General features: G+C 67.4%; 25 protein-coding genes. 15 read left to right on the top strand and 10 right to left on the bottom strand.

Going from position 1 to position 18701, the window contains the following annotated elements:
* Positions 1-34 precede the first annotated feature (34 nt).
* Entirely contained in the window at positions 35-271 is a 237-nt protein-coding gene (locus G154_RS05080; protein ID WP_019512981.1) for a DUF3039 domain-containing protein, read from the top strand.
* Here G154_RS05080 and G154_RS05075 read toward each other — a convergent pair.
* Together G154_RS05075 and G154_RS05070 are read right to left on the bottom strand one after the other, a co-directional pair.
* Positions 261-1235 (bottom strand): YihY/virulence factor BrkB family protein, encoded by a 975-nt coding sequence (locus tag G154_RS05075; protein WP_019512980.1) that lies wholly within the window; start codon positions 1233-1235, stop codon positions 261-263. The two genes, G154_RS05080 and G154_RS05075, sit on opposite strands and share 11 nt — an antisense overlap.
* Before the next feature lie 61 nt (positions 1236-1296).
* The gene (locus G154_RS05070; RefSeq protein ID WP_023985651.1) at positions 1297-1488 is read right to left on the bottom strand and encodes a hypothetical protein; all 192 of its coding nucleotides are present in this window, start codon (positions 1486-1488) and stop codon (positions 1297-1299) included.
* 135 nt (positions 1489-1623) lie between these two features.
* On the opposite strand from G154_RS05070, the gene G154_RS05065 reads away from it, so the two are divergent.
* Positions 1624-1980, top strand: a complete 357-nt coding sequence (locus tag G154_RS05065; RefSeq protein WP_031601450.1) for a DUF952 domain-containing protein — start codon at positions 1624-1626, stop codon at positions 1978-1980.
* Positions 1981-2026: 46 nt separating this feature from the next.
* Complete coding sequence (locus tag G154_RS05060; protein ID WP_019512977.1) at positions 2027-2833, top strand: SDR family NAD(P)-dependent oxidoreductase; 807 nt, start codon at positions 2027-2029, stop codon at positions 2831-2833.
* Between the two features lie 10 nt (positions 2834-2843).
* On the opposite strand, the gene G154_RS05055 is transcribed toward G154_RS05060, so the two are convergent.
* Positions 2844-4247 (bottom strand): RNA polymerase sigma factor, encoded by a 1404-nt coding sequence (locus G154_RS05055; RefSeq protein ID WP_023985653.1) that lies wholly within the window; start codon positions 4245-4247, stop codon positions 2844-2846.
* A gap of 184 nt (positions 4248-4431) precedes the next feature.
* Entirely contained in the window at positions 4432-5193 is a 762-nt protein-coding gene (gene ppgK, locus G154_RS05050; protein WP_019512975.1) for a polyphosphate--glucose phosphotransferase, read from the bottom strand.
* A 70-nt stretch (positions 5194-5263) separates the two neighbouring features.
* On the opposite strand from ppgK, the gene G154_RS05045 reads away from it, so the two are divergent.
* Complete coding sequence (locus tag G154_RS05045; protein WP_019512974.1) at positions 5264-6064, top strand: inositol monophosphatase family protein; 801 nt, start codon at positions 5264-5266, stop codon at positions 6062-6064.
* 4 nt (positions 6065-6068) lie between these two features.
* On the opposite strand, the gene cei is transcribed toward G154_RS05045, so the two are convergent.
* Complete coding sequence (cei, locus tag G154_RS05040) at positions 6069-6719, bottom strand: envelope integrity protein Cei (RefSeq protein ID WP_023985654.1); 651 nt, start codon at positions 6717-6719, stop codon at positions 6069-6071.
* 170 nt (positions 6720-6889) lie between these two features.
* On the opposite strand from cei, the gene G154_RS05035 reads away from it, so the two are divergent.
* Positions 6890-7192 (top strand): DUF4193 domain-containing protein, encoded by a 303-nt coding sequence (locus G154_RS05035; protein WP_015306517.1) that lies wholly within the window; start codon positions 6890-6892, stop codon positions 7190-7192.
* Positions 7193-7223: 31 nt separating this feature from the next.
* On the opposite strand, the gene G154_RS05030 is transcribed toward G154_RS05035, so the two are convergent.
* On the bottom strand, positions 7224-7712 hold the full coding sequence (locus G154_RS05030) for a DUF3093 domain-containing protein (protein WP_023985655.1): 489 nt from the start codon (positions 7710-7712) through the stop codon (positions 7224-7226).
* 25 nt (positions 7713-7737) lie between these two features.
* Between G154_RS05030 and dut the strand changes: the two genes are divergently transcribed.
* Positions 7738-8202, top strand: coding sequence for a dUTP diphosphatase (gene dut / locus G154_RS05025; RefSeq protein WP_019512971.1), 465 nt, complete (start codon positions 7738-7740; stop codon positions 8200-8202).
* Positions 8202-8909 carry a DUF3710 domain-containing protein gene (locus G154_RS05020; protein ID WP_031601451.1) on the top strand — a complete coding sequence of 236 codons (708 nt, stop codon included), beginning with the start codon at positions 8202-8204 and terminating at the stop codon, positions 8907-8909. The genes dut and G154_RS05020 overlap by 1 nt, the downstream gene beginning before the upstream one ends.
* On the opposite strand, the gene G154_RS05015 is transcribed toward G154_RS05020, so the two are convergent.
* Entirely contained in the window at positions 8906-9607 is a 702-nt protein-coding gene (locus G154_RS05015; RefSeq protein WP_023985656.1) for a hypothetical protein, read from the bottom strand. The genes G154_RS05020 and G154_RS05015 overlap by 4 nt on opposite strands.
* Before the next feature lie 109 nt (positions 9608-9716).
* Between G154_RS05015 and G154_RS05010 the strand changes: the two genes are divergently transcribed.
* Both G154_RS05010 and G154_RS05005 read left to right on the top strand, forming a co-directional pair.
* Entirely contained in the window at positions 9717-10088 is a 372-nt protein-coding gene (locus G154_RS05010) for an OB-fold nucleic acid binding domain-containing protein (protein WP_019512968.1), read from the top strand.
* The gene (locus G154_RS05005; RefSeq protein ID WP_045546572.1) at positions 10085-10750 is read left to right on the top strand and encodes a DUF3159 domain-containing protein; all 666 of its coding nucleotides are present in this window, start codon (positions 10085-10087) and stop codon (positions 10748-10750) included. The genes G154_RS05010 and G154_RS05005 overlap by 4 nt, the downstream gene beginning before the upstream one ends.
* On the opposite strand, the gene G154_RS05000 is transcribed toward G154_RS05005, so the two are convergent.
* Positions 10724-11389, bottom strand: a complete 666-nt coding sequence (locus tag G154_RS05000; protein WP_019511805.1) for a TrkA family potassium uptake protein — start codon at positions 11387-11389, stop codon at positions 10724-10726. The two genes, G154_RS05005 and G154_RS05000, sit on opposite strands and share 27 nt — an antisense overlap.
* Positions 11386-12054 (bottom strand): TrkA family potassium uptake protein, encoded by a 669-nt coding sequence (locus G154_RS04995; RefSeq protein ID WP_023985658.1) that lies wholly within the window; start codon positions 12052-12054, stop codon positions 11386-11388. Before G154_RS04995 ends, G154_RS05000 begins: the two co-directional genes overlap by 4 nt.
* Positions 12055-12165: 111 nt before the next feature.
* Between G154_RS04995 and G154_RS04990 the strand changes: the two genes are divergently transcribed.
* From G154_RS04990 to G154_RS04975, 4 genes are all read left to right on the top strand, one after another.
* Entirely contained in the window at positions 12166-14160 is a 1995-nt protein-coding gene (locus tag G154_RS04990; protein WP_023985659.1) for an APC family permease, read from the top strand.
* Positions 14157-15332 carry a class I SAM-dependent RNA methyltransferase gene (locus G154_RS04985; protein ID WP_019511808.1) on the top strand — a complete coding sequence of 392 codons (1176 nt, stop codon included), beginning with the start codon at positions 14157-14159 and terminating at the stop codon, positions 15330-15332. Before G154_RS04990 ends, G154_RS04985 begins: the two co-directional genes overlap by 4 nt.
* A gap of 184 nt (positions 15333-15516) precedes the next feature.
* Positions 15517-15792: a helix-turn-helix transcriptional regulator gene (locus G154_RS04980; protein ID WP_019511809.1), complete on the top strand. Its 276-nt coding sequence runs from the start codon at positions 15517-15519 to the stop codon at positions 15790-15792.
* 2 nt (positions 15793-15794) lie between these two features.
* On the top strand, positions 15795-16328 hold the full coding sequence (locus G154_RS04975; RefSeq protein ID WP_019511810.1) for a hypothetical protein: 534 nt from the start codon (positions 15795-15797) through the stop codon (positions 16326-16328).
* A gap of 2 nt (positions 16329-16330) precedes the next feature.
* Here the strand turns inward: G154_RS04975 and G154_RS04970 are convergent, their stop codons facing one another.
* The gene (locus G154_RS04970) at positions 16331-16873 is read right to left on the bottom strand and encodes a TetR/AcrR family transcriptional regulator (protein ID WP_019511811.1); all 543 of its coding nucleotides are present in this window, start codon (positions 16871-16873) and stop codon (positions 16331-16333) included.
* 101 nt (positions 16874-16974) lie between these two features.
* Between G154_RS04970 and G154_RS04965 the strand changes: the two genes are divergently transcribed.
* Both G154_RS04965 and nhaA read left to right on the top strand, forming a co-directional pair.
* Positions 16975-17295, top strand: coding sequence for a hypothetical protein (locus G154_RS04965; protein WP_019511812.1), 321 nt, complete (start codon positions 16975-16977; stop codon positions 17293-17295).
* A gap of 78 nt (positions 17296-17373) precedes the next feature.
* A complete protein-coding gene (gene nhaA / locus G154_RS04960; RefSeq protein ID WP_019511813.1) occupies positions 17374-18675 on the top strand; it encodes a Na+/H+ antiporter NhaA in 1302 nt (433 codons plus the stop codon).
* The last annotated feature ends 26 nt before the right edge of the window (positions 18676-18701 follow it).

Raw genomic sequence — 18701 nt, 5'->3', positions numbered from 1 at the left:
GACGCCGCGCGCACGTGCCGGGCACAATGGAGCGATGCAGACCCAGACCATCGAACGGCCCGATACCGACGAGCACGTCGACGACGGGACCGATGACGACGCCCCCAAGGTCTTTCATTACGTCAAGAAGGACAAGATCGCCGAAAGTGCCGTCATGGGCACGCATGTCGTCGCACTGTGCGGCGAGGTCTTTCCGGTGACCAAGGCCGCCAAGCCCGGTTCACCGGTGTGCCCGGACTGCAAGAAGATCTACGAACAACTCAAGAAGTAGCGTCGCCGGGATCGGGCTGCGGCTCGGACTTGGCGGCACCGGCCCGCGCGGTGTCGGTCTTGGCCGATATCCACTCGCGGACCCGGTCGGCATGCGTCACCGGGGCGGGCCACTCCTCCTGGATGGCGGCGTTGAGTTCGGCGCCGATCATCACCGCGAAGCCCGCCAGGAAGGCGAACAGCAGGAACGCGATCGGGGTCGCCAACGCGCCATAGGTGTAGCCGGTCGCGGTGATCCAGGTCAGATAGAACCGAAGACTGAACGTGGCGATCAGGAAGACCGCGGTGGCCAGCACCGCGCCGACGACCAATCGGTGCGTGGGCAGCGGACTGGGTAGTGACACGCGATAGAGCACGGTGACCACGACGATCAGCGCGATCACCAGCACGGGGTAGTAACCGTACTGCAGCGTGTGCGACCAGCTCTCCGGGATGTACTCGGTGATCTTGCGCGGTCCCAGTGCGATGAACGGAGCGGTCAGCACCGCGCTGACCAGCATGATCACGTAGAGGCCGAGTGCGAAGAAACGCTGTCGGACCGGGTGGCGCAGGGGCGTCTGGTCGTGTGCCTCGACCACCGAGTCGACGAAGGCCGACACGGCCGAGGACCCGGCCCACAGCGAGATGACGAATCCGAGCGACACCACCTCGCCGCGCGCCGACCGCACGATGTCGTAGATCGTCGGCTCGATGATCTCGTTGACCACGTTCTGCGAGAAGAACCGCTCCGATGTACCGATGAGCTGCTCTTCGATGGTGGGCAAGGTGTCGGGACCGAACAGCGGCGCGAGATAGGCCAGACTGCCCAGCATTCCGAGCAACAGCGGGGGCAGCGACAACGCGCACCAGAATGCGGCCTGCGCGGATTCCGAGAAGATCGAATCGTCCCACGCCTTCGACAGCGTGCGCTTGAGGATGGGCCAGATGTGGTGGCGTGACGGTCTTGTCGAGGACTGGTCGCTCATCACTGGTCCAGCATTCCCGACGAAAGCACGCGCCGCCCCGGAGGGCGGCGCGTGATGTTCGCTATGCGTCGACCGGACTGACCTCGATCACGGCGGCCAGTTCGATCAGCTTCGCCTCGTGCTCGTTGGCGTGATGCTGGCAGAACAGCAGCTCGGCACCGGAAGGCAGCTTGGCGCGTACGCGTGCGGCGGCACCGCAGCGGTCGCAGCGATCTGCCCGGGTCAGTTCCGGACTCATCAGGGTTGCGTTCACGGCGCTTCCTCCGTTCTGCCTGGGTGCGTATGTCTACTGTGTCAGACGTTTTCGGTTCTGGCCTTGTTCCCCGGGGGTTCACCGGTGTGTCGTGTCTCACTGCGCCGGCGTTACCGTGCGGGCAACCTGGACAGCGTGAGTACCCAGAGCGCGTTTCTTTTGCACCTGTGCACGGCCGAAGAGTGGGAGCGGGCGCGTGCCGCCGGCGAGCATCGTCCGGCATCGCTGGACGATGTCGGATTCGTGCACCTCTCCACTCCTGAACAGGTTCATCTGCCCGCCAACCGCTTGTTCGCGGGACGGACCGATCTGGTGCTGCTGCACATCGACCCGCGGGCACTGAACGATGAGGTGCGATGGGAGCCCGGCGTGCCGACCGATCCCGAATCGATGGTGTTCCCACACCTTTACGGACCGTTGCCGGCCGCTGCTGTGACAAGTGTCACGCCGTATGTGCCGGCGGCAGACGGCTTCTTCGCCGCACTCGGGTGAACGTCTTCGGACACGCCGCCATGGTAGTCACCGGTACGTTGAGCCGGTGACGGCAGCGCAGCGGATCGCGGTGGTGACCGGGGCCGGTCGCGGTGCCGGGCGCGGCATCGCGACCGCACTCGGCGAGCACGGGTGGAAGGTCTACGGCACCGGGCGGACCATCGACGCCGCACCGCCCGGCGGCGTGGCGGTCCGGTTGGACCACGCCGACGACGCCGCCGTGGGCGAGTTCTTCGCGCGCGTCGGCGCCGACGAGGGTGGGCTGGATCTTCTGGTCAACAACGCCGCCGTGGTCCACGACGACCTGACCGGGTCGAAGCCGTTCTGGGACAAGCCGATCGGCCTGGGCGACGTGCTCGACGTCGGTCTCCGGTCGGCCTATGTCGCCTCCTGGCACGCCGCGCCGTTGTTACTGCGACGGCCGCGGGGGCTGATCGCCTTCACCTCGTCGCCGGGGTCGGTGTGCTACATGCACGGCCCCGCGTACGGGGCGCAGAAGGCCGGGATCGACAAGCTGGCCGCCGATATGGCGGTCGACTTCCGCGGCAGCGATGTCGCCACGGTGTCGATCTGGATGGGCATCCTGCTCACCGAACGGCTGCGGGCCGCCTTCGCGGGCAACCCCGAGGCCTTGGCGGCGACCGCCGAGCACGCCGAGACCCCGGAGTTCACCGGGCATCTGATCGACGCGTTGTTCGCGGATCCGGAGCTGGCCGGGTTGTCCGGGCACACCCTGATCGGAGCGGAGCTCGGCGAGCGCTACGGCATCACCGACGAGGGCGGACGCCGCCCGCCGTCGCACCGCGCCTGGTTGGGTGCCCCGCGGACGCCCAGTCAGGTTGTCGTGCGCTGAGCGACCGGGCCTAGTCCAGGTAGTCGCGCAACACCTGGGAACGGCTGGGGTGGCGCAGCTTGCTCATCGTCTTGGACTCGATCTGACGAATGCGCTCACGCGTGACGCCATAGACCTGGCCGATCTCGTCGAGGGTGCGCGGCTGACCGTCGGTCAGGCCGAACCGCAGCCGCACCACGCCCGCCTCACGCTCGGAGAGCGTCTCCAGCACCGACTGCAGCTGATCCTGCAGCAGGGTGAAGGACACGGCGTCGACGGCCACCACGGCCTCGGAGTCCTCGATGAAGTCACCGAGCTGGCTGTCGCCCTCGTCGCCGATGGTCTGGTCCAGCGAGATCGGCTCACGCGCGTACTGCTGGATCTCCAGCACCTTCTCCGGCGTGATGTCCATCTCCTTGGCCAGCTCTTCGGGCGTGGGTTCGCGACCCAGGTCCTGAAGCAGCTCGCGCTGGATGCGGCCCAGCTTGTTGATGACCTCGACCATGTGCACCGGGATACGGATGGTGCGGGCCTGGTCGGCCATGGCGCGGGTGATGGCCTGGCGGATCCACCAGGTGGCGTAGGTGGAGAACTTGTAGCCCTTGGTGTAGTCGAACTTCTCGACGGCACGGATCAGGCCGAGGTTGCCCTCCTGGATCAGGTCCAGGAACGCCATGCCGCGTCCGGTGTAGCGCTTGGCCAGCGACACCACCAGTCGCAGGTTCGCCTCCAGCAGGTGGTTCTTGGCGCGGTCGCCGTCACGGCAGATCCACGTCATGTCCCGGCGCTCGGTCGGGGTGAACTTCTCACCCTTGGCGGCCTTCTCGGTCATCAGCTGAGTGGCGTACAGGCCGGCCTCGATGCGCTTGGCGAGCTCGACCTCCTCCTCGGCGTTGAGCAGCGCGACCTTGCCGATCTGCTTCAGGTAGGCCCGCACCGAGTCCGCCGAGGCGGTGAGCTCGGCGTCCTTGCGGGCCTGGCGCAGCGCCTCGGACTCCTCTTCGTCCCAGACGAAGTCTCCCGAGGCCTTGTCCTTCTCGGTCGGCTCGGCGATATCGTCCTCGCCGTCCTTGGCCGGCTTGGCCGCGGCGGGGGAGGCGTCGTCACCTTCGGCCTCTTCGTCGGAGTCCGCGTCGGCGGGGTCGGTCTCGTCGTCGGTCTCCAGGTCGTCGATCTCGACATCCTCGAGATCATCGCCGGGCTCAACGTCCAGATCCTCGGCACCGTCGAGTTCCTCGCCGAGGTTCACTTCCTCGCCGGACTCGTCCTTCTTGCCTCGCGGCGATGCGGCCTTGGCCGGTGCCTTCTTGGCCGGTGCCTTCTTCGCGGCCCGCTTGGCCGGTGCCTTCTTGGCCGGCGCCTTTTTCGCGGCGGTCTTGGTGGCGGTGGCCTTCACCGGCTCGTCGGTTGCCGGGCTTGCCTCTGTCGCTGCCACGTACACCTCTCGGTAATGCTGGACGGTGACCACGCGCACGCGTCACCGAAATTCGGCTATCTCGAATAGTGGCGTCGTATCTCTGCTTGGGATATCCGCCGCTATCAGTCGGTGGCGGCCGCCGTCGACCATTGTAACGACAGTGTGGTCCACCACCGTGCCGAGCGGCAAATCCGGTCGCGTGTTATTGCACGTGAATGCCCTTGGCGGCCATCGCCGCGCCGACGATTCCCGCCGAGTTGCGCAGCGCGGCGGGGACCACCGGGGTGCGGTTCTTGAGCATCGGGATCCAGCGGTCGGCCTTGCGGCTGATTCCGCCGCCGGCGATGAACAGGTCGGGCCAGATCGCGTTCTCGATGGTCACCAGCACCTTGGTCACCTCCTCGGTCCAACGCTGGTAGTTCCATTCCCTGCGTTCCTTGACCGAGGAGGCCGCGCGATGCTCGGCTTCCTTGCCGTCGACCTCGAGGTGGCCGAACTCGGTGTTGGGGAGCAGCAGACCGTTGTGGATCACCGCCGACCCGATGCCGGTGCCGAACGTCAGCAGCACGATCAGACCGGTGTTGTCCTTGCCTGCGCCGTATTGCGCCTCGGCAAGGCCCGCGGCGTCGGCGTCGTTGAGCACGGTCACGTGCTGGCCTTCCAGCACATTGCTGATCACCTCGGCGGCGTCGGTGCCGATCCAGCCCTTGTCGACGTTGGCCGCGGTGCGCACGACGCCGTTGGTCACCACGCCCGGATAGGTGACGCCCAGGCTCCCGGTCCAGCCGAACTCGCGGACCACGGCCGCCACGGTCGCCGCGACGGCATCGGGGGTGGCGGGCTGCGGGGTGGCCACTTTGATCCGGTCGCCGATGAGGGTTCCGGTGTCGAGGTCGACGATGCCTCCCTTGATGCCGCTGCCGCCGACGTCGACGCCGAAGCCAGTATTGGGCGAATCGGTCATTGGAACGCTCCTCAGCAGGGTCCGGCGGGCAATCCGACATCACCCTAACGGGTTGTGGTGCGATGTACTCATGACTGATCCGCAGACGTTGCGCCAGGTGTCCGAGCAATTGGCCACGGAGGCGGCAACTTTCGTGTTGACCCGACGGGCCGAGGTGTTCGGTGCTGTTCCGGTGGCCGATGCGGTGCAGGCCAAGAGCACCCCGACCGACCCGGTGACCGTGGTGGACACCCAGACCGAACGGTTGCTGCGCGACCGGCTGGCCGAGTTGCGGCCCGGTGAGCCCATCCTCGGTGAGGAGGAGGGTGGGTCGGCGGTGGGTGAACCCGGCGTCCCGGTCTGGGTGATCGACCCCATCGACGGGACGGTGAACTTCGTCTACGGCATCGAGGCCTATGCGGTGTCGGTGGGAGTCCAGATCGACGGTGTCTCGGTGGCCGGTGCGGTGGCCCATGTGTCCACCGGCGAGATCTACTCGGCGGCGGTGGGGCACGGCGCGACGGTCACCGGCGCCGGTGTGCAGGCCGCGTTGCGGTGCAACACCATCGACGATCTGTCGATGGCGCTGGTGGGCACCGGATTCTCCTATGATTCGGCGCACCGGGCCAGTCAGGCCGAGGTGCTTACCGCGTTGTTGCCCCAGGTTCGCGATATTCGGCGCATCGGGTCCTGTGCGCTGGACCTGTGCATGGTGGCCCGGGGGCGGCTGGACGCCTACTTCGAGGACGGCGTGCAGGTGTGGGACTGGGCGGCCGGCGCGCTGATCGCCGCCGAGGCCGGAGCCGTCGTGCGCCTGCCGGGCCCCGACGGGGGCGGGGCGCTGATGGCGGCCGCGCCCGGTGTCGCCGAGGCGCTGGCCGACCGGATCTGAGGGCTCAGCAGGTGGCGCTGTGGATCTTGGTCAGCAGCGCCGCGTCGGCAGGTTGGGTCGCATCGGGCCGCAGGCCGGCGAGCATCGCGTCGATATCGTCGCTGCGGCTGAACTCGCTGAACTCGGTGCCGACGGCCAGATCGACGGTGTCATCGGTGCGGCCGTCCTGGAACAGTTCGGTGCAGGGCGCGACGAGCCAGACCGCGGCCGCGGCCGCCCGGCCCGCCTCGCCGAACCGGATCTGACCTTGGCATTCGAGTCTGCTGTTGGCGTACACGGGGTCGTTGGCGGCGGTCGGCTGCGCGAATCCGAGGCCCTGCAGCGCCCCGGACACATCGGCCGCCTGCCCGGCTTGGCCGCTGGCGTTGAGGACGCGGACCTTGGTGTCGGCGAGACGGGCGGGCATCACCTCGGCCATCTCGGTGCGCGACACCGGTTCACCGAGTTGGGTCTGGGTGGCATCTGCGGCGGGCGGGGGCGCATTGCAGGCCACTGCTTCGGGCACGACGGTCGACTGGTTGAGCGCGACGACCCAGATCACGCCGGCCGCCAGGGCCAGCACCACGAACAGGCACAGCACCGGGATGACGTTGCGGCGACGGAACGGCCGGCCGTGCTTGTCGAACGCCGTGCCCTCGGTGATGGATGCGACCACCACTGCACCTTAGAGGTATGCCGGGACGGGCGCTTCTACCAGGACGTTTACGTTGTGATATAAATCACAGTCAATCTGAACCCAATCGGGGCACGAATCATTTGGCGTAGGCGTTCTGCGCTGGTACAAAGCCTTGCTGCACGACGCTGCATGAATTAGGAGGGGATTGAATGGCCACCGACTACGACGCTCCACGGAGAACAGAGACCGACGACGTCTCGGAGGATTCGCTCGAGGAGCTCAAGGCGCGACGCAACGAGGCCCAGTCGGCCGTCGTCGACGTCGACGAATCGGAGTCCGCCGAATCGTTCGAATTGCCCGGCGCCGATCTTTCCGGCGAGGAACTGTCGGTGCGGGTTGTGCCGAAGCAGGCTGACGAGTTCACCTGTTCGAGCTGCTTCCTGGTGCACCACCGCAGCAGGCTGGCAAGCGAGAAGAACGGCGTGATGATCTGCACCGACTGCGCCGCCTAGCGCCGCGGAACCGGTCCCGATGATCCAGCAGTCAGCTGCGCAGGGCCGCCAGCACCCGGTCCGGGTGCCGGCAACTGACCAGCCAATAGGGGGTCGGGTCATCGGGATCGTCGAGTACGACCAGCACCATCGGGCCGACCCAGGCCCGATGCAGCACATAGGCCGCTGGGTCCAGTTGGCGACCCAGGGCCGACGATTTGGCCGATCGGGGAACCTCGGCCGACCGGGCGATCAGGTTCACCGGCAGATGCGCCGGGCCCGCCCACAACTCGACCGGTGCGTCGTCTGAGGTGCCGTTCTGGACGACCCGGACTTCCATCCGTCCCATCCACATCAGCGCCGCCGCCGCCACGGGCAGCAGCACCGCATAGGGCACCCAGTCCGGCAGGGCGGCCACGCCCATGTTGACCTCGGCGGCGATCAGTGCGGCGAGCCCCAATCCGGGCAGCCAGAACCACCACGGGACCCGAAGGCGTTCGCGGTAGCGCACGGTTTGGGCGATGGCGCGCGTATCGGACACGTGCCCAAGAGTAATCTTTGCGCCCGTGCCCACTTCTCTGGCGGTCGTGCGATTGGATCGCGACCTTCCGATGCCCAGCCGGGCTCACGACGGTGATGCCGGCGTAGACCTGTACAGCGCCGTCGATGTCGATCTCAAGCCGGGGCATCGCAGCCTGGTCCCCACCGGGATCGCGGTCGCCATCCCGCACGGGATGGTCGGTCTGATCCACCCACGGTCGGGATTGGCTACGCGCGTGGGTCTTTCGATCGTGAACAGTCCGGGCACGGTCGACGCCGGGTACCGTGGTGAGATCAAGGTGGCGTTGATCAACCTCGATCCGCAGCAGCCGATAGCGGTGCGACGCGGAGATCGCATCGCACAGCTGCTGGTGCAGCGGGTCGAGCTTCCCGAGCTGGTCGAGGTCCCGTCATTCGACGAGGCCGGGCTGGCTGACACTTCCCGTGGCAGCGGTGGCCACGGCTCTTCAGGCGGACATGCGAGTTTGTGATGACAGATAACGACGACGACGATTTCGACGGCCCCTTCGACATCGAGGATTTCGATGATCCGGAGTCGGCGACGGTGGCGCGCCTCGACCTCGGTTCGGTGCTCATTCCGCTGCCGGCCGCCGGTCAGGTGCAGGTGGAGCTCACCGATCAGGGTGTGCCGAGTTCGGTCTGGGTGGTGACGCCCAACGGCCGTTTCACCATCGCGGCATACGCGGCGCCCAAGTCGGCGGGACTGTGGCGCGAGGTGGCCACCGAGCTGGCCGAGTCGCTGCGCAAGGACGGTGCCAAGGTGCGCATCGACGACGGCAAGTGGGGGCGCGAGGTCGTCGGCGCCAGCACCTCGGTTCCGGAGGGGCAGCAGCCCGGAGTGGTGCGCTTCATCGGTGTCGACGGCTACCGGTGGATGATCCGCTGTGTCGTCAACGGACTCCCGGAGAAGGTCGACGCGCTGGCGGTCGAAGCGCGAGAAGCGTTGGCCGACACGGTTGTTCGCCGTGGAGACACGCCATTGCCGGTGCGTACACCGCTGGCTGTGCAGCTGCCCGAGGCGATGGCCGCCCAGCTGCGCGCCGCGGCGGCCCAGCAGGCCGCCGCCCAACAGGCGCAAGCCCACGCTCAGGGACAGGTCCCGCCGGAACCGGCGGCACGGCGCAGCGCGCAGGGCACCGCCATGCAGCAGATGCGCAGCACCATCACCGGCGGCTAGAGCCCGCTCAGAGCGGTCAGGCACGCCGCACCCAGGCGCGCCGGGTCCGCCCCGATTTCTTCGAGGGTCACCGTCTGCAGCGCCGCGCGCGGTGCCGCGGCAGCCCACTCGTAGCCGACCTGTCCGGGATGGATCGGATCATCGACGGCCGCGGCGATGCCCATCGGCGCCGACAGCGTCCGCAGTTCGTCGACCGTGGGCGCCACGAACCCGGCGGCCTCCTCCATCGCATCGGGCAGCCCCGGCCACTGTCCGGTCCATGACCGGGCCAACTCCTCGGCCAGCCAGGCCGGGCTCGATTCCCGCATTGCGGTGATCGTCGCCGCCAGCCCGTCGGTGCGTAGCTGACGTGCCGACGCGCGCGCCGCCTGCGCGGCCACGGCATCACCGGGCGCCCCCGACCAGGCGGGCAGTGCGGCGAGCACCGCGACGGTGCTGTCCGGATGGGCCAATGCCCAGTGCGCGGCGATGGCCGCGCCGATGGACACCCCGCCGACGGCGATCGGCCCGGCCGCCGCGGTGGCCTCGGTCAGCGCGGCAACGTAGCCGGCGATCAGTCGGTGCGGGTCGGGGGCCGGGGTGAGCACCACCGCGCCCACGGCGTGCAGCGGCGCGGCGAAGGCGCGATAGACGTAGTCGTCGTCGGATCCGGTGCCTGCCATCAGGACGGTCGTGACGCCTGTCAAGTCGACGGTCATCATCCGATCGTGCCGCGCCGATGCCCGGCGTGGCGAATCGGAACCAACAGGTCTACGGTGGCGTTGGTCAGTATGCGGATCGAAGACGATTCGCGGTGAGGGAGAGGTCATGGCTACCGCCGAGGGGTATCTTCGCCGGCTTACCCGCCGGTTGACGGAAGACCCCGAGCAACGCGATGTCGAGGAACTCAGCGATGAGGCCGCCGGCACCGGCGCCCAGAAGGCCATCGACTGCGAGCGCGGCCAGGAAGTCACCATGGTCGGCACGCTGCGCAGCGTCGAGTGCAACGGCAAGGCCTGCGCCGGGGGCGTCAAGGCCGAACTGTTCGACGGCACCGACGCGGTGATGCTCGTCTGGCTCGGTCAGCGGCGCATCCCCGGTATCGAGACCGGCCGGACCCTGCGCGTGCACGGACGGATCGGCAAGCTCGACAACGGTGCGAAGGCGATCTACAACCCGCACTACGAGATCCAGAAGTGACGGGGGATACCTCCGAAGTCACCGCCGAGGAACCCGCCAAGAAGGGCGGGCAGGCGATCCTGGACCAGATGGGCGGCATCAGCGGCCTGATCTACTCCTCGCTGCCGGTCCTGGTGTTCGTGCCCGTATCGACCAAATTCGGTCTGATGCCCGCGATCTGGGCGGCCCTCGGTGTGGCGGCGCTGGTCCTGGTGTGGCGGCTGATCCGGCGCGACACGGTGCAGCCCGCCATATCCGGGTTCATCGGCGTGGGGATCAGCGGGCTGATCGCCTGGTGGCTCGGCGAATCACGCGGCTACTTCGCCTACGGCATCTGGATGTCGCTGGTCTACGCCGCGGTGTTCACCGTCTCGATCGTGATCCGTCGTCCGTTGGTGGGCTACGCCTGGAGTTGGTTCAGCGGTCACGGGCGGGACTGGCGCGCGGTGCGCCGGGCGGTGCTGGCCTTCGATGTGGCGACCTTCGCGTGGGCGATCGTGTTCGCGTCGCGGTTCGTCGTACAGCGCCACCTCTACGACGCCGACGATGTCGGCATGCTCGGGGTGGCCAGGATCGCCATGGGATGGCCGTTGACCGGCGTGGCGGCCGTCATCACCTGGTTCGCCATCCGGGCCGCGCAGAAGGCGCTACATGAATCAGCGCGCCTGCGGCCGCAGGAGTAGCTGGCGCAGCTCGTCCTCGGCCTCGGTGGTGGACACGAAAACCAACTCGTCGCCACCCTCCAGCGGCTCGTCGCCTTCGGGGACGATCACCCGCTGGCCGCGCAGGATGGTCACCAGTGACGCGTCACGCGGCAGATTGAGCCGCTTGACGGCCTTGCCGCCCCACGGGGTGTCATCGGGCAGGGTGATCTCCACCAGGTTGGCCTGACCCTTACGGAAACTCAGCAGGCGCACCAGATCACCCACCGCGACCGCCTCCTCGACCAGCGAGGCCAGCATGCGCGGGGTGGACACCGCGACGTCGACACCCCAGTTCTCGTCGAAGAGCCACTCGTTGCGCGGATCGTTGACCCGTGCCACCACCCGCGGCACCGCGAACTCGGTCTTGGCCAGCAGGCTCAATACGACATTGGCCTTGTCGTCGCCGGTGGCGGCGATCACGACGTCGAACTCCTCGAGCCGCACCCCCTCCAGCAGGCTCAACTCGCAGGCGTCACCGAGGCGCCAGTGCGCGGCCGGGATGGCGTCGACGTCGATGTGTTCGGGATCACGCTCCAGCAGTGTGACCTCATGGTTGGCGACGAGTTCACGGGCGATGGACCGGCCCACTGCACCGGCTCCGGCGATGGCCACCTTCATGCGTCGTCCTCGCTGGGCGGTAGTGCCGAGATCGCCATGGCCTCGGCGATGTGACCGGAGATGGCGGCGATGAAGACCTGGTCACCGGCCTGGATGATGGTCTTGGCGTCCGGGAGCAGGCCGCTGCCCATGCGCAGCAGGAACGCGACCCGGCCGCCGGTGGTGGTCTCCAGCTCGGTGACCGGATGGCCGGCCCAGTCCTGATGCAGGGGCAGTTCGGCAACGCCGACGTTGCCCGACGGGTCCCGCCACTTCGTGGTCTCGGACTCCCTGGTCAGGACGTTGAGCAGCCGGTCGGTCGTCCACGGCACGGTCGCGACGGTGGGGATGCCCAGGCGCTCGTAGACCGCGGCGCGTTTGGCGTCGTAGATGCGCGCGACAACCCGCTCGACGCCGAAGGTCTCGCGTGCGACACGCGCGGAGATGATGTTGGAGTTGTCACCGGAGGAGACCGCCGCGAAGGCGCCGGCCTCCTGGATCCCCGCACGCAGCAGGACATCCCGGTCGAATCCCATGCCCAGCACGCGCTCGCCGGAGAATTCGGGGGACAGCCGGTTGAACGCGGTGGAATCACGGTCGATCACGGCAACCTCGTGTCCGATCCTGGCCAGTCCGTCAGCCAGCGATGCGCCCACCCGGCCGCACCCCATCACCACTACCCGCACTCTCGGTCCTCTCTGGCCGTCGTCCAGGAATACCGCCATATCCAACACACCGGTGTCCCGGCGCACCCGGAACGCTACAGCCAATCGCCGCTGCGCTTACTCTTGGCACTCGTGTCCAAGCTTTCGACCGCCGCCAGGCGGTTGGTCCTGGGAAGACCGTTCCGCAGCGACAAGCTGTCCCACACGCTGTTGCCCAAGCGGATCGCGCTGCCGGTGTTCGCCTCCGATGCGTTGTCCTCGGTCGCCTACGCGCCGGAGGAGATCTTCCTGGTGCTCTCGGTGGCCGGCTTGGCGGCGTACTCGTTCGCCCCGTGGATCGGTCTTGCCGTCGCGCTGGTGATGATGATCGTGATCGCCAGCTACCGGCAGAACGTCCATGCCTACCCCTCCGGCGGTGGCGACTACGAGGTGGTGACCACCAACCTGGGTGGCACGGCGGGCCTGACGGTGGCCAGCGCGCTGCTGGTCGACTACGTCCTGACCGTGGCTGTCTCGATGTCCTCGGCGATGGCCAATATCGGGTCGGCGGTGCCGTTCATCAACCAGCACAAGGTGTTGTTCGCGGTGCTGGCGATCTTGGTGCTGGCCGCGCTGAATCTGCGCGGCATCCGGGAGTCGGGCACCGCCTTCGCCATCCCCACCTACGCCTTCATGGTCGGCATCTTCATCATGCTGGGGTGGGGCCTGTTCCAGATCTACGTGCTCGGCCACGAGCTGCGTGCGGAGTCGGCTTCGTTCGACGTGCATTCCGAGCATGGCGATCTGATGGCGGTGGCCATGGTGTTCCTGGTGGCGCGGGCGTTCTCGTCCGGCTGTGCGGCCCTGACCGGTGTGGAGGCCATCAGCAACGGAGTCCCCGCCTTCCAGAAACCCAAATCGCGCAATGCGGCCTCGACGCTGCTGATGTTGGGTGCGGTGGCCACCACGCTGTTCATGGGGATCATCCTGTTGGCCAAGGAAACCGGCGTGAAGATCGCCGAAAGCCCCGAGACCCAGTTGATCGGCGCCCCACCGGGATATCACCAGAAGACGCTGATCGCACAGCTCGCGGACGCGGTGTTCCACGACTTCCCGGTCGGCCTGTACGCCATCGCCGGGGTGACCGCGCTGATCCTGGTGCTGGCGGCCAACACCGCGTTCAACGGTTTCCCCGTTCTCGGATCGATCCTGGCCCAGGACCGGTTCCTGCCACGGCAGCTGCACACCCGCGGTGACCGGCTGGCGTTCTCCAACGGGATCCTGTTCCTGGCTTTCGCGGCCATCGCCTTCGTGGTGGCGTTCCAGGCCGAGGTCACCCACCTGATCCAGCTCTACATCGTGGGCGTCTTCGTCTCGTTCACGCTCAGCCAGATCGGCATGGTGCGGCACTGGACGCGTTACCTGAAGGTCGAGACCGACCCGGCCGTCCGCCGGCACATGATGCGCTCGCGGGTGATCAACGCCGTCGGCTGTGTGTGCACCGGCACCGTGCTGGTGGTCGTCGTGATCACCAAGTTCATGGCCGGTGCGTGGATCGCGATCTTGGCCATGGGATCGCTTTTCGTGCTGATGAAGATGATCCGCAGGCACTACGACACCGTGGCGCGCGAGCTCGACGAGCAGGAGGCCGAACTCGAGGACGTGGTGCTGCCCAGCCGTAACCACGCCGTGGTGCTGGTGTCCAAGTTGCACCTGCCCACCCGCCGCGCCCTGGCCTACGCGCGCGCCACCCGGCCGGATGTCCTGGAAGCTATCACCGTCAGTGTCGATGATGCCGAGACCCGCGAGTTGGTGCATACCTGGGAAGAGAGCGATGTCAGCACGCCGCTGAAGGTCATCGCCTCGCCGTATCGCGAAATCACCAGGCCGGTACTGGATTACGTCAAGCGGGTGACCCGTGAGTCGCCGCGCACGGTGGTCACGGTGTTCATCCCCGAATATGTGGTCGGGCATTGGTGGGAACAGGTACTGCACAATCAGAGCGCGTTGCGGCTGAAGGGTCGGCTGCTCTTCGAGCCGAACGTGATGGTCACTTCGGTACCCTGGCAGCTCAACTCGTCGGAGCGGCTCAAGACCATGCAACCGCAGTCTGCGCCCGGCGATGCACGTAGAGGATTTCTGGATTGATCGAGCTGACGCTGACCACCGGGCCGGCGGCCAACGGTGGCAGCTGTGTCGCCCGCCACGACGGCCGCGTGGTGTTCGTGCGCTACGCACTGCCCGACGAGGTGGTCCGGGTGCGTGTGGTGTCCGAGCGCGGATCCTATTGGCACGCCGATGTTGTCGAGGTCCTCGAGGCCTCGCCCGATCGGATCGACTCGTTGTGCTCCATCGCGGGTTCGGAGGGTTCCGGGTGTTGCGATCTGGCGTTCGTCGATCCTGCCGCCGCCCGCCGGATCAAGGGCGATGTGGTGGCCAACCAGCTGAGCAGGCTCGGCGGGTTCGAGTGGTCCGGGCAGGCCGAGGAGGTGGGAACGGTGGGCGCCACCGGCTGGCGCACGCGTGTCCGACTGGACGTCTCGGACTCCGGTCGCGCCGGGTTCCACCGTTACCACAGCGATGAGTTGGCCGAATCGCTGCATTGTGCGCAGCTGCCCGCCGGGATGCTCGACGGCCTCGACGGATCGCGTTGGCCGCCAGGGGCACAGCTGCACATCGCCGTCGACGATCTCGGCCGTCGCCATATCGTGCAGGCCGGACCGCGAACCGGGCGCAAGGCGAGCACCCGTGTGGTGGAGGGTGACTACGAGGCCGTGCAGGAGATCGGCGATCGGCGGTGGCGCGTTCCGGTGACGGCGTTCTGGCAGGCGCACAAGGACGCGCCGCGCACCTACAGCGAGCTCATCGGCCGGGTCGCCGGTGCCCAGCCGGGTGGCACGGCGTGGGATCTGTACGGCGGTGCCGGGGTGTTCGCGTCGGTGCTGGCCGACGCGGTCGGGGAGAGCGGCCGGGTTGTCACCGTCGACACCTCCCGCGGTGCGGCGCGTTCGGCGCGGGCGGCGCTCTCGGATGCCCCGCAGGTTTCGGTGGTGACCGATTCGGTGCGCCGGGTGGTGGCCGCCGAACGGTCCCGTCCCGACGTCGCGGTGCTGGACCCGCCGCGCTCGGGTGCCGGCCGTGAGATCATCGAGGCGCTGGCCGGTGTGCCGAGGATCATCCATATCGGTTGTGAGGCAGCATCATTCGCGCGGGATATCGGTGAGTACCGACGACACGGCTACGACGTGGAGTCGCTGCGGGTTTTCGACTCTTTCCCGCTGACCCACCATGTCGAATGTGTGGCGGTGCTGACGCGCTGACTCAGGCCGCGCGGCCAGAACATTCCGGCGCGCGATCTGCGGCGGCGTCGAGGCCTGACTGAGTCCGCGAGACTACGTGTTTTTGCGCGAAAAGGCTGAATTCTCGCCACAAACCGTAGTGTCGTGGAGGGCGAAGAGTTGTGCCGACTTGACGGAACGTTGGGTTTTCCCAACAATTGCTTGTATGAGTCCGGTGAAACGGGGTGAAACGCTCCCGATCCACAACCGCATCCGCGTTCTGCGCGCGGAGCGCGGTATGAGCCGGGCCGACCTGGCGGCCCTCATCGAGGTCAACCCGCAGACCGTCGGTGCGCTGGAGCGGGGCGATCATTACCCGAGCCTCGATCTCGCGTTCCGCATCTGCGATGTGTTCGATCTTCCGGTCGAGGCGGTGTTCTCGCGGACCGAGTTCGCACCGTTGTCCGGCCAGGTCTACCGACGCGACAAGGGAGGCGATTGACAATGGCTGACGCGGATGTGATCGAGCGCTACCAGAACTTCCGGACCAGGCGGTTCCTGAAACAAGAACAGGTGTGGGAGAACTCGCTCCCCGGTTGGCGCAGCAGGCGGCGCAGGCGGATCCTCGTGGGAGTCCTCGCGGTGACGTTCGTGGCGATGTTCGGCGTCAGCGTCTTGTGCGCATTCGGCGTGTCCTGGGCGCCACTGCTGTGGCTACCCGCGTGCGTGGTGTTCTTCCCGGCCTGGATCGCCATGCAGATCGTGTCCAGCCGTCGCGGCGACGCGCCGCAGGGCGCCCTCGACGAATTCGAGATAGCCCAGCGCAACAGTGCCCGGTCGATCGGGCTCACGGTCACCCAGAACCTCGTGATGATCCCGGTGCTCTATCTCGTCTTCGGGTCTGTCATCACCGGGGGCACCGATCCCAACATGGCGTACGCGGGCGGCTTGATGGCTTTGACGACGTTGCTCATCGGCGGCTGCACCCCGGCGATGATCCTGGGCTGGACCCGCCCCGACCCCGAACCGGACGTCTGAGCTCAGGCGCGCAGCGCGGTCGACAGCAGGTCGAACAGCCGAGCATCCCAGTCGCCGACCCGTCCGGTGCGTGCTCGTTCGGCGACGTACGCGCCGACGACGGCATCGATGAGCGCCTCTGGATCGATATCGGCCGAGATGCTGCCGTCGGACTTGAGCTCGTCGATGACAACGACCAGCGCCGCCCGTTGGTTGCCGAGGACTTCCCGGAACAGTCCGCTGAACTCTGGGTCTTCATCGGTCAGGAGTGAGGCGAAGCCGCCGAATCCGATGCCTCCGTCGACTGCGGCGACGGCGTTGCGCACCAGCCAGTGCAGCCGATCGGTGGTGTCGGCGCGGGGCGGTGGCGGCGTCGGTGTCATCAACTCCGAAAGAGCGGCGCGCAGCATGGCGCGCCGGTCCTGGTGGCGGCGGTAGATGGTGGTCTTGGCGATTCCCGAATGGGCCTGCACCGCTTGGATCGTCACCGCTGCGGGTCCCGCTGACCGCAACAGGTGCAGCGCGGCGTCGGTGATCCGACTGCCGACCGCATCGGAATCTGCCATCGATGGTGTCCTCTCGGTCCCGGGGATGTCCTTCCTGCATTATGCGCTACGGTATACGTATCGCTACGCGACGCGTAGCGTAGCTCAGGGAGGAGTGAACGATGAAGAAATGGAAGGGCACGACCGTCATCTATCTCGGCTACGTCAGCCTGCTTGTCGGATTCCTGTGCCTCGGCCTGACCGTCGCCGCCCTGGCGGCGCGGAGCCCGTGGGTCATCGCGACCGCCGCAATGATGGTCAGTGCCTTCGTCGCGGCCGTCATCGGTGTACGGAAGGGCCTTCGCCGCGGGGTTTCCAGCCTGTGGGCCGAACAGCGCCCGTCCGATGACGCCGAGCGGTATCTGGCCAGTTACCGCGGCGGACGGCGAGCCGCGCCCGAGGCGACCGTGGATGCGTCCGTCGTCGGCTCCCGGGCGGCCTGACCCGGCAACCGGTAATCTCCGTACCGGTGTGCCGGGAAGTCTGGTCGGCGTTCATATCGCGCTGACCAAGGGAGCTTGATGAACAACCGCAGACTTCTCACCCTCGGCTCATGGCCGGAGGCCAAGCGGGTCTCGGAGATCCTGCGCAAGGAGACCGTCGGCGGCGTCATCCTGCTCATCGCCGCCGCAGCCGCCATCATCTGGGCCAATTCACCATGGGCGGACCGCTATTTCGCCATGCGGGACTTCGAGATCGGTGCCGAGCCGTTCGGATTGCATCTGTCTCTGTCGATCGGGCACTGGGCCGCCGACGGGCTGCTGGCGATCTTCTTCTTCGTGGTGGGTCTCGAGCTCAAGCGGGAGTTCGTCGCCGGCGATCTGCGCGACCCGGGCCGCGCAGCGCTGCCCATCGCCGCAGCCGTGGGCGGCATGGCGGCGCCCGCGCTGATCTTCGCCGCCATCGCCTGGCGCGGCGGCGAGGACGCCCTGCACGGCTGGGCGATCCCCACCGCGACCGATATCGCGTTCGCCGTCGCCGTGCTCGCGGTGATATCCACCCATCTGCCGTCGGCGCTGCGGATGTTCCTGCTGACGTTGGCGGTGGTCGACGATCTACTGGCCATCACGGTGATCGCGGTGTTCTACACCGACGACCTCGACATCGGTGTACTCGCTGCGGCGTTCATCCCGCTGGCCGTGTTCGCGCTCTGCGTGCAACGGGGCATCAAGGCCTGGTGGATCCTGATCCCGCTGTCGGTCGCGACGTGGGTCCTGATGCACGAATCCGGTGTGCACGCGACCGTTGCCGGGGTGCTGCTGGGCTTCGCCGTACCCGTGCACCGGTCGGTCACCCGCGCCGGTGACGACCTCGGCTCCGGCATGGCCGAATACTTCGAGCGCAAGACCCGCCCACTATCGGCCGGAGTGGCCATCCCGGTGTTCGCCTTTTTCGCCGCGGGTGTCGCACTCGGTGGATTCAGCGGTTTGGCCCAGGCGCTGACGAACCCGATCACGCTGGGCATCGTGGCCGGGCTGGTCCTCGGCAAGCCGATCGGCATCTTCTGCACCACCTGGACGTTGTCGAAGCTCACCCGCGCCGAACTGGACAGCTCGCTGCGCTGGGTCGACGTGATCGGGGTGTCGATGTTGGCAGGCATCGGATTCACCGTGTCGTTGCTGATCGGTGATTTGGCTTACAGCGACGCGACACGCGCGGAGTTCGTGAAGGTCGGGGTGCTGACGGGTTCGCTCATTGCGGCAGTGTCGGCCGCGGTGGTGCTGGCCACCAGAAATGCCGCATACCGCCGAATTCAGGAAGCCGAAACGGCCGACGATGATCATGACGGAGTGCCCGACATCTACCAGCCTCGACAGGACTGACCCATGGTGCGTGGGTAAGCTGGCGG

Origin of the sequence: Mycobacterium sp. VKM Ac-1816D, assembly GCF_000416385.1 — a bacterium.
Lineage (GTDB): Bacteria > Actinomycetota > Actinomycetes > Mycobacteriales > Mycobacteriaceae > Mycobacterium > Mycobacterium neoaurum_A.
The sequence above is the reverse complement of the archived record's forward strand: the minus strand, read 5'-3'. Positions and strand labels throughout refer to the sequence as shown.

Coding starts and splice junctions, on each gene's coding strand:
- G154_RS05075 (WP_019512980.1), bottom strand. CDS start 1,235: ATGAGCGACCAGTCCTCGACAAGACCGTCACGCCACCACATCTGGCCC.
- G154_RS05010 (WP_019512968.1), top strand. CDS start 9,717: ATGGCTACCGCCGAGGGGTATCTTCGCCGGCTTACCCGCCGGTTGACG.
- G154_RS05035 (WP_015306517.1), top strand. CDS start 6,890: ATGGCCACCGACTACGACGCTCCACGGAGAACAGAGACCGACGACGTC.
- G154_RS04965 (WP_019511812.1), top strand. CDS start 16,975: ATGAAGAAATGGAAGGGCACGACCGTCATCTATCTCGGCTACGTCAGC.
- G154_RS05000 (WP_019511805.1), bottom strand. CDS start 11,389: ATGAAGGTGGCCATCGCCGGAGCCGGTGCAGTGGGCCGGTCCATCGCC.
- ppgK (WP_019512975.1), bottom strand. CDS start 5,193: ATGACCGATTCGCCCAATACTGGCTTCGGCGTCGACGTCGGCGGCAGC.
- G154_RS04970 (WP_019511811.1), bottom strand. CDS start 16,873: ATGGCAGATTCCGATGCGGTCGGCAGTCGGATCACCGACGCCGCGCTG.
- G154_RS05045 (WP_019512974.1), top strand. CDS start 5,264: ATGACTGATCCGCAGACGTTGCGCCAGGTGTCCGAGCAATTGGCCACG.
- G154_RS05015 (WP_023985656.1), bottom strand. CDS start 9,607: ATGACCGTCGACTTGACAGGCGTCACGACCGTCCTGATGGCAGGCACC.
- G154_RS04975 (WP_019511810.1), top strand. CDS start 15,795: ATGGCTGACGCGGATGTGATCGAGCGCTACCAGAACTTCCGGACCAGG.
- G154_RS05080 (WP_019512981.1), top strand. CDS start 35: ATGCAGACCCAGACCATCGAACGGCCCGATACCGACGAGCACGTCGAC.
- G154_RS05020 (WP_031601451.1), top strand. CDS start 8,202: ATGACAGATAACGACGACGACGATTTCGACGGCCCCTTCGACATCGAG.
- nhaA (WP_019511813.1), top strand. CDS start 17,374: ATGAACAACCGCAGACTTCTCACCCTCGGCTCATGGCCGGAGGCCAAG.
- G154_RS04980 (WP_019511809.1), top strand. CDS start 15,517: ATGAGTCCGGTGAAACGGGGTGAAACGCTCCCGATCCACAACCGCATC.